Raw genomic sequence first — 13715 nt, 5'->3', positions numbered from 1 at the left:
TTATTGTTTTTCGCAATAGTTTTTCTATTTTTCGGCATTCAATTAAATAATTTCTTATGAATGAGGCTCTGGAAGTACTTGATCATGTACGATTAAACTTCTCTCCCACCGGGTTGTTCGCATTAAATGTTGTAATTGCCTTTGTAATGTTTGGCGTGGCGCTCGATATAAAATGGCAGCATTTCAAAGATGTCATCCTCAAGCCCAAATCGGCTATTACAGGTGCTATTTCGCAGTTTTTCCTGTTGCCGTTTATAACATTCTTGTTTGTATTAATTCTGAACCCCACTCCCACCGTGGCACTCGGAATGATTTTAATTGCTTCGTGCCCCGGAGGAAATGTTTCAAATTTTATGAGTTCGATGGCCAAGGGAAACGTGGCACTTTCGGTCAGTCTCACCGGATTCGCCACTTTAGCGGCCACTTTTATGACGCCATTAAATTTTGCCGTTTGGGGAAAAATGTACCTGAATCACTATAACGCATCTGGTGCAGGAAATTACCTGGTGCCCATTGAAATTGATTTCATGCAAATGGTGCAAACCGTAATTATTTTGCTCGGAATACCGGTTATTGCAGGACTTTTATTTTCACAATACCTTCCTAAATTCACCAAAAAAATCAAGAAGCCAATAAAACAAGCTTCTATTCTCATTTTTATTGCATTTGTTATTATTCTGCTTTCGGCCAATTTCAGCCACTTTATTCGCTTTATCCACCTCATATTTTTAATTGTGCTTGTGCACAATGCCCTTGCCCTGACAACTGGTTTTACCTTAGCCTCGGCATTGAAACTGCCGCGTGTTGACCGTCGTGCAATAACGCTTGAAACGGGAATACAAAACTCCGGGCTGGCACTGGTGCTCATGTTCAATCCCAAAATTTTTCCACCGGAACTCGAACTGGGCGGCATGACATTTATTGCAGCCTGGTGGGGAGTGTGGCACATTGTGAGCGGCCTGGCAATTTCAGGACTCTGGGCCCGAAAACCATTATATCAAACTGCTGTGCAATGAAATATGAGAAGTGGTCGTTGGGGTACTGGTTTCTGAAACAGTACATATCATTTGCCGACTGGCTTATTCACAAAAAAGTAATTATTACCGGCAAAGAAAAAATTCCGAAAAACAAACCGATTGTTTTTGCGCCCAATCACCAAAATGCGTTAAGCGACCCCATGGCCATTCTTTTGCACACCCGTTTTCAGCCGGTTTGGCTGGGCCGAGCCGACATGTTTGGGAAATCAAAAGTAATTGATGCCATTTTACATTTTTTGAAAATTATGCCGGTTTACCGGTTGCGCGACGGAAAAGCCAATCTTGAAAAAAATGAAAAAACATTTTCGGATTCCATAAAAGTGTTGGAAAACAATTTTGCGCTGGCACTTTTCCCTGAGGCCGCACATTCTGCCAAACGCCAAATGCTGGCGCACAAAAAGGCTGTGCCGCGCATTGTTTTTATGGCCGAAGAGAAAAGCGAAAACAAGCTCGACATTCAAATTATTCCAACAGGAATTTATTACAGCAGCTATTGGAAATTTAACCGCACTGTGATTGTTAATTTTGGGGATCCCATTCCTGCAAAAGATTACCTGGAACAGTATCACGAAAATCCAAATTTAGCCACCATTGCGCTCAAAACAGAAATTCATAAATCAATACTTCCGTTAATTTTAAACTTTAAAACAAAGCGGTCATATAATGAATTTGAGGCCATAAGAGAAATTTACGGGCCACATTTTTTGAGAAAACAAAACATAAAAGCTTCAACATTAAACCGGTTTAAATCGGACCAGGTTTTGGTTGATAAATTAGATAAACTGGAAACTGAAAACCCGGAGGTGGCAGAGCAGGTTGCAAAAAAAGCCGGCAGCCTGAATTCTAAAATCAAAAAACTAAAACTCAGAAGCTGGTTAACCGACTCCAGCCCGCGGAGTCATTTTAGGAAAATAATTTTCAATATCCCGGTTTTGATTTTAGGCCTGCCAGTATTTTTATACGGACTCATTTTCAACGCACTTCCTTTTTTCATCATCGATAAGGTTGTACGCAAAAAAGTAAAAGATTTTTCATTTTGGAGCACCTTCTTTTTGGGTGCAGGAATCATTGTTTTTCCGGTTCTTTATTTGCTGGAACTGCTTGCTGTGTCCTGGATTATTCCGGGCATTTGGCTGAAAATATTGTTTTTGGTGAGTTTCCCATTGACCGGGAAACTGGCCTTCAAATGGTTTTTACTGTTTCGAAAAAACATTGGCATGTTCAGGCACCTGTGGTTAAAAAGATCTAACCCCAAAATCTATCACCAACTTTTAAGTGAAAAGCAAAGTTTGACTGAAAAGCTGGATACCCTCCTGTAAATTTATCGCCTTGTTCTTTTCGAGCGTTTCTGGCGTTTTTTGGTTCGTTTAAAACGATCGGAATAGTTCTTTTTTGCCCCCTCTTTTTTCTTTCGCTGATGAAAAGCGCCCTGGTAGGTAGGATCGTCAATTTTTCGTTGCCTGTCAATTTCACGCAACTGACGTTGTCGTTCATCAAAATCAGTTTCAACAACTTCCACTCCTTCGGGGAGTTCCTGCAGCGGAATTTCCATTCGAATCAACTCCTCAATTTTTTTCCAGTGCCATTCTTCAGATGGAGCAATAAACGTAATGGCATTACCCCGGTTTCCCGCCCTGGCTGTTCTACCAATGCGATGTACATAATTCTCATAATCCGACGGCACATCAAAATTAATTACATGACTCACCATGCTCGCATCCATTCCACGTGCCGAAACATCGGTGGTAATCAACACCCGCACTTCGCCGTGTTTAAAAGCCTGAATAGCATTAATGCGGGTGCTTTGCGCTTTGTTGGAATGTAAAATACGAATCTCACCTTCAACTTTGCGTTTCACCACTTTATAAACGCCATCGGCATGTTCCTTGGTTTTCACAAAAATGATGATGCGCGAAAAAGTTCCTTCATCAAGCAATAAATATTTCAGCAGATTGAGCTTAGTGCGGTAGTTCGGCACGTTATAAGCCAACTGGGTAACTTCTTCAACCGGGGTAGCCGATGGGGAAACCTCAAGTTTTTCATAAAAATCGAGAAATTCTTCGGCCAGTTTTTCCACGTTCTCCGAAAACGTAGCCGAAAAAAGGAGGTTTTGACGTTTACGGGGTAAAATATCGAAGAGCTGCCTGAGCTGGGGCATGAATCCCATGTCGAGCATCCGGTCGGCTTCATCAATTACCAGGTATTTTACCTTTTTAAGCGACAGCACACCATTGTTGTACAAGTCGCGCAGACGGCCGGGTGTGGCTACCAAAATGTCGATTCCCGGTTCCACAATTTCAGCATGTTTTGTCCAGCCAATACCGCCATAAACAGCAGCATGCCGCAGTTCGGAACGGGTGGTGAGCTCTGCCACATCTTCGCCAACCTGGATGGAAAGTTCGCGGGTAGGTACTAAAATAACCACGCGCGGATCGTTGCCTTCAGGCTTTCGAAGCTTGGTCAGCAAAGGCAAAAGATAAGCTGCCGTTTTGCCCGTGCCTGTCTGGGCCACTCCAACCACGTTTGTTCCTGAATTAATTTTCGGAATGGCTTGCTCCTGAATGGGAGTTGGTTCCTTAAAACCAATGTCATCCAGCGACTTTAAAATCGATTTGGCAATTTTCAGCTCTTCGAATGTTTTCTTCATGCTGCAAAAATAGGAAATCCTGCCTGAAAGTAATTCCGTTTAAATCTTGTTTAATTTTTATCTTTAGCCCAGAATTCAAATTATGCCAAATTTATATATAATAGCCGGTTGCAACGGAGCTGGAAAAACCACGGCATCTTTTACAGTTTTGCCGGAAATGCTCAATTGCAATATTTTTATTAATGCAGATGAAATTGCACGCGGTCTTTCTCCGTTAAAACCGGAGTTGTCGTCGATTGAAGCAGGGCGGATAATGTTGAAAAAGATTAACGAACACATCCCTCAACAAAAAGATTTTGCCTTTGAAACCACCTTATCGTCACGTACATTTCGGAATACCATTTTGAAATCCAAAAAATCGGGGTACGAAACCACGCTTCTGTTTTTTTGGCTAAATTCAGTTGAACTGGCCTACGAACGTGTTGAAAACAGGGTATTTGAAGGAGGACATCATGTACCCAAACATGTTATTTCACGACGTTATTATGCAGGTATAAAAAACCTTTTCGACATTTTTATGCCGGTAAGTGATTACTGGATGATTTTTGATAATTCTCAAAAAATGTCATCAGAGCTGATTGCTGAGGGAGTAAAAACTGAATCGAAAATTGTAAAAAATATTGCTAAATTTGACCGTTTAAAATCTTTAATTGATGAAGAGGGAAAATAAAAAGGAAATTCGGGAAAAAATTTTAAAAGGTCTTGAGATGTATCAGGAAAAATTAATTAAAACCAAAAAGGCCCGGAACCTTGAATTGGTTGTTTCCGACGAAAACGGAAAGGTAATACGTATTCCCGCTCATAAATTGTAATCCCGGTTTATTTTGTTCATTTTTAAAACTACTTCAGTCTGTACATTTTCCCAGGCAGCGCCACCAACAGGTTCTTAAATTCCATGTTCAGCAGTAGTGCCGAAGCTTTGCTGGTAGGTATCCCCAGCTCACCGGAAATCTGATCGATAAACAGTTCGCCTTTATCGCGGAGCAGATCCACCACTTTGGTTTCATCAGCAGTTAAGTCAGCAAAAAGTGTAGATTGGACAATTTTTTCTTTTTTATTGCTTTCCCAACCCATAAAAAATTCGAGGTCGTCGATTCCTTCAATCAAATCGGCGCCGTTTAGTCGGATGAGCCGGTTGCAGCCCCGTGAATAAGTATCGTCGGCCCGCCCCGGAAAAGCAAAAACATCGCGGTTGTACGAGGAGGCAATGTCAGCAGTTATTAAAGCGCCGCCTTTTTCGGCCGATTCTACTACAATTGTGGCATCGGCCAGCCCGGCAATTATGCGATTCCGGCGGATAAAGTTGGCGGGGTCGATTTTTGTACCGCTCGGGAAATCAGAGACCAATCCGCCGTTTCCCAGCATTTTACGGGCAGTGTCAGCATGCAGCGACGGGTATATTTTATCGAGCCCGTGCGCAACCACACCAACTGTTGGGATGCTGTATTTCAGTGCCATTTTGTGCGCCTGGATGTCGATCCCATAGGCCAAGCCGCTCACCACCAAAACCGGGTAGTTTCGTTCAGAAAAGCCACTGATTAATTTTTCGCAGACATCTTTGCCGTAATCAGTGGCATTTCGTGTGCCCACAATACTGACAATCCGCTGCATATCAAGATTCATATTCCCCTTGGAATACAATATTACCGGGGCATCGATACAATTTTTCAGTCTTCGCGGAAAATTTTTATCCGTATAAAACAGCACATCAATTTTGTACTTTTCAATAAACTTTAATTCCTTTTCAGCACGTTCGAAAATTTCTTTGTTTTTTATTCGTCGTGCATTCACTTCACCAATACCGGGAATTTTTTTCAGTGCCTGGAACGATTGACTAAAAACAGCTTCAACACTGCCTGCATACGCTACCAGGTTCCGCGCCAAAACACTCCCCACCCCGGGAATGAGCGACAGTGCAATTCGGTATAAATTTTCATTATTCATGATTGTGTGGCAGAAATTAAACGTTTACGCCAAGCAATTTGTGCAAAGACGCCTCCACTTTTTTCCTGTCGTCGAAAGGCAATGCGGACAAACTCACCGAAGGGTACTCGGCTATTCCGCGTTTTGTCCTGATTACCAGGGTTAAATCAGTCATCTTTCCAAACATTGAATGCTCGAAAAGTGCGTTATAAAGTAATTGCTGAGGAAATTCAATGGCGTGGAAGTCCGTTTTTCCAAATCTGATTGCTTTGTAATAGCGCAGTAAAATTTTTTCGTTATCGTCGCTAAACTCAATGTACTGGTAATCGGCCACCTGAAAAAACAAAAACCAGAGTGCAAAAACGCCAACCATTCCAATGGCGTACAATGTATAATCTGTTAAAAACAACACCAGTGCAACCAGTGCAATTACAAGGCTTACCAGAAAAAACAGGCGGCGAAGTTTTACCACCTTCTTTTTATTTTTAATAACCATCAGCATTAATTTTTTTTGAAAAACAGGCTGTGGCCCCTGATTCAAAATTCATAAAACAAATTTATTTTAACTTTACCGCAATTTAGCAGGTAACCATGGGAAATTCAAACATTTATTCCAAAATAATTTACACACGTTCGCCACAAACCGAACTTCGGGCGTGGATTAAAAAATACGAACCGGGAAAAGTATTTCTGGCCACAGAAAAAAAAGTGGATGAAATCTGGATGCCCCAATTCGATGATTTTTTCCAATCAGAAGGCATAAAAAAAGTAGTAATTCCGGCAGGAGAAAACAACAAAAAGTTGGAATCGGTGGAAAAAATTTGGAAATTTCTTTCACAAAACGGAGCCGACCGCAAATCGTTGCTGATAAATATTGGAGGCGGTATGCTTACCGATTTGGCTGGATTTGCCGCTTCCACTTTCAAACGCGGACTCGATTTCCTGAACGTTCCAACTACCCTGCTTTCGCAAGTGGATGCTTCGGTAGGCGGAAAAACCGGCATCAATTTTAACGGCCTGAAAAACGAAGTGGGAACGTTTAAAGAACCGGTGGCAGTTATCATTAATACTGATTTTCTGAAAACCATCGACCGCGAAAACTTTATTTCCGGTTATGCCGAAATGATTAAACACGGCCTGATAAAAAGCCCGGAACACCTGGATGAATTAAAAATATTCGACTTTAAAAATATTGATTACAATCAGTTACAGGAAATAATCCGGCATTCGGTAGAGGTGAAAAAATATTTTGTAGCTAATGATTTTCAGGAAGGCGGCATTCGCAAAGCTTTGAATTTTGGACACACTGCCGGTCACGCATTTGAAAGCCTCGCAATGGAGCAAAACCGGCCCGTACTGCACGGTTATGCAGTGGCTTACGGAATGATTACCGAATTATTTTTGTCTGAAATAAAATGCGGCTTCCCGCTAAATGAGCAAAACGGTTTGATTGAGTGGCTGTTAAATATTTACGGAAAACTGGAAATTGAAAAATTCGATTTTGAACGGCTTTTCGAGCTGATGACCCACGACAAGAAAAATGAATCGGGGCGAATCAACTTTACGCTACTTCCGAAAATTGGCGAGATTGCCATTAATCAAAACTGCGAAAAAGAGTTGATCTTTGATGCCTTAAACTTTTATAAAAACTTAAAACCTGCGTGAGCCTGCGTGCATTTATGACTGAGTGCTTTATTTGAAAAAAGCCACAAAGCCGCGAATACGCTGAGGATTCACTAAGATAATCGAAAATGAGATATCAAATTTCAATCAATAAAAATAAAATAGAGGGACAGATAAAACTGCCCGCATCCAAAAGCATTAGCAACCGGGTATTAATCATAAATGCACTGAGTTACAGTCCTTATCCTGTGCAGAATTTATCAAATTCTGACGACACAAAAGTTTTACTTGAAGCGCTTTTCTCAAACCAAAATAAATTTGACATCGGCCATGCCGGCACGGCAATGCGCTTCCTCACCGCTTTCATTTCCAAAATTGTTGGCGAGTGGGAAATTACAGGTTCGGAACGCATGAAACAGCGTCCCATAAAAATTTTGGTGGATGCGCTGAACGAACTGGGCGCCAAAATCGAATACCTTGAAAAAGAAGGTTTTCCACCACTGAAAATTTTCGGTTCGCACCTGAAAGGAAAAACCATTGAACTCGACGGAAGTGTTTCGAGCCAGTATATTTCGGCACTGCTAATGCTTGCGCCAACCATTGAAAATGGCCTGGCAATCAACCTGAAAGGCAATATCACATCGCGGTCGTACATTGAACTCACCCTAAAACTAATGGGAAAATTTGGCGTCCGGCATGAATGGAAAGAAAACACCATTTATGTGCCCGAGCAAAAATATTTCCCCATGGATTTTACCGTGGAAGCCGACTGGTCAGGCGCATCGTATTGGTACCAGATGCTGGCGCTGGCTCAAAAAGGCGATGTTTTTCTGGAAAATCTGAAACTGGACAGTTTGCAAGGCGACGCAAATATTGCAACCTGGTTTGAGCAATTCGGCGTTTTCTCAGAACAAAAAAAAGAAGGAGTTTTGCTGAAAAAAATGAAATCGGTCCAACCCGAAAGACTCACTATCGATTTTATTGAAAATCCTGATGTGGCACAAACTTTCGCCTGTTTGTGCGTGGCCAAAAAAGTCCCGTTCCATTTTTCAGGATTGAAAACGCTGAAAATTAAGGAGACCGACCGGATTGCAGCATTGCAAAACGAACTGGCAAAATTTGGGGCTTCACTTACCGAACCGAAACATGGTGAACTGGAATGGGACGGACAGATTGACTTACAGTTAAAAGAAGAGACACCGATAGTAAAAACCTACCACGACCACCGAATGGCAATGGCTTTTGCCCCCATGGCACTTTCTGGCCTGCAAATGGAAATTGATGATCCCATGGTGGTAACCAAATCATACCCGGCATTTTGGGAAGATTTGAAGAATGTGGGGTTTGAAGTGGTAGAAATTCAGAGTTAATTGCTTTTGGGCTATAATTTATTTTTTGGCACGAACAAAATTCATTACGTAGATTTGAACTACAATAGTAATCCATTGTTTAATTCATTATTGAAATTAAATTTCCTTCAAGATTAAATCGTCCATGTATTCAGAATTAAACAGCAATTTGGCTCATTTTTCTGCACCCATTGCAGCAAAATCCATTGCTGTTTTACCGTTTGTAAATATGAGTGGCAGCGAAGAAATGGAATATTTCAGCGATGGAATAACCGAAGAAATCATTAACGCGCTGGCGCAAATTGAGCAACTGAAGGTCACTTCCAGAACCTCTTCCTTTTATTTCAAAAACAAAAATATTCCCGCAATACAAATTGCCAAAGAATTAAATGTAGCAACAATTTTAGAGGGCAGCGTGCGCCTGGCGGCAAAAACTGTGAGAATTACGGCGCAGTTGATTCATGCCGAAGAAGATTTTCATTTTTGGTCGGAAACCTGGGACCGCCAACTGGAAAATATTTTTGAAATTCAGGATGAAATCAGTCTGCTGATTGCAGAAAAACTCAGAGAGCAATATGGCCATTTTGAAATTCAGGAACACCTTGTAGAAAAGAAAACTACAAACATCGACGCGTATGAATTCTTTCTGAAAGGCCGGTTTCATTTCAACAAGTGGAATCCGGTGGACGCGCAAAAAGCTATCGGATTTTATGAAAAAGCCATTGAACTCGACCCAAACCATACCGACTCGCATGTTGGGCTGGCCGATGCTTACAGTTTTTTTGCGGTAACAGAATTGATGCCGCGCGAAGAGGCCTGGAAAAAATCACGGAAATACATGGACAAAGCCTTTTTGTTGAATCCGGAACACTCGGGGGTGCATTATCTGTTGGCGAATTTCTCATTTTTTTACAATGCCAATTTTCAGGAGGCATTCAAACACGCGCTTCGTTCGGTGGAACTCAAGTCGAACTACCCCGAAGCACAGCAGTTTGTTTCCATGTTGTATATGATTTTGGGAGAAAAAGTAAAAGCAAAACAGCACCTTGAAATCGCGCACAGCATTGACCCGCTTTCGCAGGAAACCTTGTTTTACCGCGCTTATTTTCATTACCGTTCAAACAAATATTCAGAAGCATTAAAATTGTACGATGAATGTCTGGCGAATAATCCGAAAAATATTCCGGCCTACATTGTACGCAGTTATTGCCTGCTGAAAATGGGGCGGGTTGACGAAGCGGTTCAGTTCCTTGAAAAAATGCCGGAAGAAATGGTTATTCACGATGAGAGATTGGGAATACTTTGCCTGGCAAATATTCTTAAAAAAAATGAGACTGAAACGGAAAAGTATTTGAAGCAGTTAATTGAGAAATCCAGGGGAAAATTTGCTTTTCAGGCGCATTCATACCTCTATCTGGCTTATGCTACCCTGGGAAAAGCAGACGAAGCGTTTGCCTGGATCGATGAGGCAATCAAACTGAAATCATCGGTTTTACTGCTCAGTTATACTGATTCGCTGGCAAACAGATTGAAAGAAGATCCGCGTTACGATATTTACAAAAAGAAACTTTACCGGCTTCCCGAAAAAATAGTTATTCAGGCGCCCGAAAAACCTTCCCTTCTGGATACAGAAACTGCTGATAACTACACCGAAAAACTGACCCGTTTCATCGCCGAAGAAGAGCCGTTTTTGGTTCCCAATCTTTCCTTGCGTTCGCTTGCCGAACAGTTGGAAATTCACCCCAACAAATTGTCGTGGCTGCTGAATGAACGTATGGGCAAAAATTTTAATGAATTCATCAACTATTACCGGATTGAATATTTCAAGAAACTGGCGCTCGATCCGGCGAACAGTCATATTTCCTTGTTAGGACTGGCTTACGAAAGCGGCTTCAATTCAAAAACCGTTTTTAATACCTATTTCAAAAAAGAAACAGGAAGAACGCCAAAAGAATTTTTAAAAGAAAATATTTCCTCATAAAATCAAATTCAAACGATTTGGTCCGCAATTATAATTCCGAACTTTTCTTTTTGAATTGCGCACTTGCGTTAAAAGCTCACGGGCTACTTTTGCTACATAATTTTAGATTTCAAAAAATTGCTGGATTATGAAAAAGAAACATTCAAAACGAATACTCAAAATAATGTTATTTACAGGAACCATAGCTTCCATGTTTTTTGTACCATGGATTTTGTTACGGGCGATATTGGCACCGCTGCCCGAAACCGTTCAGGAACAACTTGATAAAGGAATTAAATACGGATTTGATGGAATAGTTGTTTACGTAGATCAAGCGGGAAAAGAACCTGCTTTTTATGCAGCCGGCTGGCACGACCGGAAAAACAAAATACCTGCCGATCCTCATGCACTATTCAAAATTGCCAGTATTGGTAAGTTATACGATGCAGTTGCGATCACCAGGTTGGTCGGTGACGGGCATTTGTCGCTGGATAAAACATTAGCCGAATATTTTCCGGAACTCGCGGGAAGAATTGAGAATGCCGAAAAAATTACCCTGAGAATGATGGTGGAACATCGAAGTGGCATTCCGAATCTGACAAACACCCCAAACTTTTGGACAGACCCGCCAAAAAACAGCGAAGAAGCGCTTGAACGCGTACTTGATTTGCCAGCTAACTTTGAGCCCAATCAAGATTACGAATATTCAAATACCAATTATTTACTGATTTCTCTGCTCATTGAAAAGGTGACAGGAACGAGCAAATTCCAATTCATAAAAAAGGAAGTTTTGGACCCGCTGGGGCTGAAAAATACCTTCGGTTCTATCCATGAAATAAATATGGATCGTTTGATGAGTGGCTACTATGTTGGCGTAGAGGAAGATATCAAAACGACTGATTACGCCTCAATGATCGCTACAGCAGAAGATGTCGGCAAATTCCTGCGGGCATTGAACGATGGTTCCGTATTTAATGAAGGAGAGCAGGAAATCTATTCCTCTATTTACAAGTATGAACACACAGGCCTGATTCCCGGTTACCAAAGTATTGCCAAATACCACAAAGACATCGATACGGTTGTCATTCAGTTTAATAATACGACTAACTTTGATGGATATGACTGGAGTTTAGCGGAAATCACATACAGACGGATTGTGAAAATACTGAAAAGATGAAGATCATAACAAGCGTTCAGTGAAACAAAAAAACTGTTTGCAAACCGTTGTGTTCTTCAAAAACAGACAACTAATTTCAAAGTCAAATAATTTAAAATCATGAAAACACTTAAAATGAATTCAATTAAGATTTTTGCAAGTTTTTCACTTGTAATTCTCTTACTAACAAATGGATATGCTCAATCGGAAAGCAATACTCTAACTGTGTCTGAAAATAAATCTGACGATAAGTCAATGGTTGACCAACCCCAAATGGATATTCATGCAGCAATAATTTCCGATAATCTGGAAATTGTTAAACAACATATTGAAGCCGGAATCGACATCAATGCAAAAGACCCAATGGGCGGCTCAACGCCCTTAATTACAGCCGCTACTTTCGGCAAAACAGATATTGCAAAAGCATTAATTGATGCAAATGCAGAACTGGACATTCAAAATAATGAAGGTTCCACTGCCTTACATGCCGCCGCATTTTTTTGCCATGTTGAAATTGTAAAAATGCTCGTTGAGGCAGGGGCTGATAAATCGGTAAAAAACAACCATAATGCAACACCCCGGCAATCGGTTATCGGGCCATTTTCTGAAATGAAACCCATTTATGAAATGATTCAGAAGCAATTGGAACCACTTGGGCTAAAGCTTGATTTAAAAGATATTGAAATAAGCCGCCCGATGGTTGCCATACTTTTGCAGTAATTTGAATATAGATTTCAAAATCAGGAAGTAATGAAAAAGGCAATAAAAGTAATCGTGTTAACCCCGTTGGTTTTGGTTCTATTATTTCTGGTAATCCTTTCGGTAAAATATTCGCCAACCTATGTTTACCGCTTGATTACCCAGAATGTAGCCGATGTTTACGACTATAAAAAATACGAGAACCGTGTTATCGAGGGGTCGAAAGACTCTTTCCAATTTGCAAAACAACTCGATGAAGAATACATGGAATCATTGTTTCAGGACAGAGTGGAACGTTCTGGTTTTAGCTCTTTTAGTGAGTGGGCGAAGAAATCGCAGACTACCGCTTTGATATTTATTCGACAAGACACGATACTTTATGAAAAATACTTTAATGGTTTTTCGCGCGATTCGTATTTTCATTCGCAGTCGATGGCCAAATCATTTATTTCGTTTTTGATTGGTGCAGCTATTGAAGATGGCCTTATCTCAGACGTTAACAACCCGATGACCAAATATATACCTGAACTCAAAGAACGAAATCCTGATTTTGAAAAAATTACCATTAAAAATCTGCTTGAAATGCGCTCCGGATTAAGCTACAATACGAGTTACATTCCGGGAACGTATATTCATGCTCCGTGGCACGACGAGGCGGTTGGTTATTACCATCCCAATGTGCGGAAACTGCTGCTCAAAAAAGTGGACATTGCGCGCGAACCGGGCGATTCATTTCAGTACAATAATTACAACACCAGTTATTTGGGACTGATTATTGAACGTGCTACAAAAAAAACGGTATCGGAATATTTACAGGAAAAATTGTGGTCGCAGGTAATGGAATACGATGCACTTTTTTCCATCGACAGCAAAAAGTCGGGTTTTGAATACATGCCCAGCCGGTTAATTGCCCGGGCCATTGATTATGCCCGTTTTGGCCGTCTGTTTTTGAAGGAAGGAAACTGGAACGGCAAACAAGTCATTTCGAAAGACTGGGTGCTGGAATCGACACGAGAAAACAAATCCATTCCGCGCGATATTTACCCGGATTGGTTTGGAGGCGACAATTGCAACCACGTTTACTACAATTACCAGTGGTGGGGCCATGCCAACTGCGACTCAACGTTTCAGTTCGCTGCGTCGGGCAACCTGGGGCAAAACATTTATGTTTTCCCCGAAAAAGAAATAATTATCGTTCATTGCGGCAACTCACTGGAACATTATGGCGATGGCGAATTATGGCAGGTGGCTAATTTGATTGAGTAATAACTTCAATTTTAATCTTTAAACTCTTTAAGACCTTCAAGGTTTTCAAAATCCT

General features: G+C 41.1%; 13 protein-coding genes. 10 read left to right on the top strand and 3 right to left on the bottom strand.

The window, feature by feature from the left end:
• The first annotated feature begins 56 nt into the window (after nt 1-56).
• Nucleotides 57-1016 carry a bile acid:sodium symporter family protein gene (locus BUC07_RS02015; RefSeq protein WP_073164764.1) on the top strand — a complete coding sequence of 320 codons (960 nt, stop codon included), beginning with the start codon at nt 57-59 and terminating at the stop codon, nt 1014-1016.
• Nucleotides 1013-2356, top strand: coding sequence for a 1-acyl-sn-glycerol-3-phosphate acyltransferase (locus BUC07_RS02010; RefSeq protein ID WP_073164762.1), 1344 nt, complete (start codon nt 1013-1015; stop codon nt 2354-2356). The genes BUC07_RS02015 and BUC07_RS02010 overlap by 4 nt, the downstream gene beginning before the upstream one ends.
• A 2-nt stretch (nt 2357-2358) precedes the next feature.
• Here the strand turns inward: BUC07_RS02010 and BUC07_RS02005 are convergent, their stop codons facing one another.
• Nucleotides 2359-3684 carry a DEAD/DEAH box helicase gene (locus BUC07_RS02005; RefSeq protein WP_073164759.1) on the bottom strand — a complete coding sequence of 442 codons (1326 nt, stop codon included), beginning with the start codon at nt 3682-3684 and terminating at the stop codon, nt 2359-2361.
• 82 nt (nt 3685-3766) lie between these two features.
• Between BUC07_RS02005 and BUC07_RS02000 the strand changes: the two genes are divergently transcribed.
• Together BUC07_RS02000 and BUC07_RS20830 are read left to right on the top strand one after the other, a co-directional pair.
• Nucleotides 3767-4354, top strand: a complete 588-nt coding sequence (locus BUC07_RS02000) for an ATPase (protein WP_073164757.1) — start codon at nt 3767-3769, stop codon at nt 4352-4354.
• Nucleotides 4338-4496 (top strand): hypothetical protein, encoded by a 159-nt coding sequence (locus BUC07_RS20830; protein ID WP_175552444.1) that lies wholly within the window; start codon nt 4338-4340, stop codon nt 4494-4496. The genes BUC07_RS02000 and BUC07_RS20830 overlap by 17 nt, the downstream gene beginning before the upstream one ends.
• 28 nt (nt 4497-4524) lie before the next feature.
• On the opposite strand, the gene dprA is transcribed toward BUC07_RS20830, so the two are convergent.
• Together dprA and BUC07_RS01990 are read right to left on the bottom strand one after the other, a co-directional pair.
• Nucleotides 4525-5628 (bottom strand): DNA-processing protein DprA, encoded by a 1104-nt coding sequence (gene dprA, locus BUC07_RS01995; RefSeq protein ID WP_073164754.1) that lies wholly within the window; start codon nt 5626-5628, stop codon nt 4525-4527.
• Nucleotides 5629-5644: 16 nt separating this feature from the next.
• Nucleotides 5645-6103, bottom strand: coding sequence for a hypothetical protein (locus BUC07_RS01990; protein WP_139279438.1), 459 nt, complete (start codon nt 6101-6103; stop codon nt 5645-5647).
• Between the two features lie 95 nt (nt 6104-6198).
• Here BUC07_RS01990 and aroB point away from each other — a divergent pair, with 95 nt between their 5' ends.
• The 6 genes from aroB to BUC07_RS01960 all read left to right on the top strand — a co-directional run bounded on the left by aroB (nt 6199) and on the right by BUC07_RS01960 (nt 13660).
• Nucleotides 6199-7272 carry a 3-dehydroquinate synthase gene (gene aroB / locus BUC07_RS01985; RefSeq protein WP_073164749.1) on the top strand — a complete coding sequence of 358 codons (1074 nt, stop codon included), beginning with the start codon at nt 6199-6201 and terminating at the stop codon, nt 7270-7272.
• Nucleotides 7273-7358: 86 nt separating this feature from the next.
• Nucleotides 7359-8600 (top strand): 3-phosphoshikimate 1-carboxyvinyltransferase, encoded by a 1242-nt coding sequence (locus tag BUC07_RS01980; protein ID WP_073164747.1) that lies wholly within the window; start codon nt 7359-7361, stop codon nt 8598-8600.
• Nucleotides 8601-8724: 124 nt separating this feature from the next.
• Nucleotides 8725-10560, top strand: a complete 1836-nt coding sequence (locus BUC07_RS01975) for a tetratricopeptide repeat protein (RefSeq protein ID WP_083578048.1) — start codon at nt 8725-8727, stop codon at nt 10558-10560.
• A gap of 127 nt (nt 10561-10687) precedes the next feature.
• Entirely contained in the window at nt 10688-11716 is a 1029-nt protein-coding gene (locus BUC07_RS01970) for a serine hydrolase domain-containing protein (protein ID WP_073164745.1), read from the top strand.
• A gap of 99 nt (nt 11717-11815) precedes the next feature.
• Complete coding sequence (locus BUC07_RS01965) at nt 11816-12415, top strand: ankyrin repeat domain-containing protein (RefSeq protein ID WP_073164743.1); 600 nt, start codon at nt 11816-11818, stop codon at nt 12413-12415.
• Between the two features lie 30 nt (nt 12416-12445).
• A complete protein-coding gene (locus tag BUC07_RS01960) occupies nt 12446-13660 on the top strand; it encodes a serine hydrolase domain-containing protein (RefSeq protein ID WP_073164740.1) in 1215 nt (404 codons plus the stop codon).
• Nucleotides 13661-13715 lie beyond the last annotated feature (55 nt).

The organism is Tangfeifania diversioriginum (assembly GCF_900141875.1).
Classification (GTDB): Bacteria; Bacteroidota; Bacteroidia; order Bacteroidales; family Prolixibacteraceae; genus Tangfeifania; species Tangfeifania diversioriginum.
Note: the sequence above shows the minus strand (reverse complement) of the source record. Positions and strands in the feature narration are given on the sequence as shown.

What these genes read in the sequence shown, in the direction of transcription:
- BUC07_RS02010 (WP_073164762.1), top strand. Translation starts at nt 1,013, where the DNA reads ATGAAATATGAGAAGTGGTCGTTGGGGTACTGGTTTCTGAAACAGTAC.
- BUC07_RS01960 (WP_073164740.1), top strand. Translation starts at nt 12,446, where the DNA reads ATGAAAAAGGCAATAAAAGTAATCGTGTTAACCCCGTTGGTTTTGGTT.
- BUC07_RS01990 (WP_139279438.1), bottom strand. Translation starts at nt 6,103, where the DNA reads ATGGTTATTAAAAATAAAAAGAAGGTGGTAAAACTTCGCCGCCTGTTT.
- dprA (WP_073164754.1), bottom strand. Translation starts at nt 5,628, where the DNA reads ATGAATAATGAAAATTTATACCGAATTGCACTGTCGCTCATTCCCGGG.
- BUC07_RS01970 (WP_073164745.1), top strand. Translation starts at nt 10,688, where the DNA reads ATGAAAAAGAAACATTCAAAACGAATACTCAAAATAATGTTATTTACA.
- BUC07_RS01965 (WP_073164743.1), top strand. Translation starts at nt 11,816, where the DNA reads ATGAAAACACTTAAAATGAATTCAATTAAGATTTTTGCAAGTTTTTCA.
- BUC07_RS01975 (WP_083578048.1), top strand. Translation starts at nt 8,725, where the DNA reads ATGTATTCAGAATTAAACAGCAATTTGGCTCATTTTTCTGCACCCATT.
- aroB (WP_073164749.1), top strand. Translation starts at nt 6,199, where the DNA reads ATGGGAAATTCAAACATTTATTCCAAAATAATTTACACACGTTCGCCA.
- BUC07_RS02015 (WP_073164764.1), top strand. Translation starts at nt 57, where the DNA reads ATGAATGAGGCTCTGGAAGTACTTGATCATGTACGATTAAACTTCTCT.
- BUC07_RS20830 (WP_175552444.1), top strand. Translation starts at nt 4,338, where the DNA reads ATGAAGAGGGAAAATAAAAAGGAAATTCGGGAAAAAATTTTAAAAGGT.
- BUC07_RS02000 (WP_073164757.1), top strand. Translation starts at nt 3,767, where the DNA reads ATGCCAAATTTATATATAATAGCCGGTTGCAACGGAGCTGGAAAAACC.
- BUC07_RS02005 (WP_073164759.1), bottom strand. Translation starts at nt 3,684, where the DNA reads ATGAAGAAAACATTCGAAGAGCTGAAAATTGCCAAATCGATTTTAAAG.
- BUC07_RS01980 (WP_073164747.1), top strand. Translation starts at nt 7,359, where the DNA reads ATGAGATATCAAATTTCAATCAATAAAAATAAAATAGAGGGACAGATA.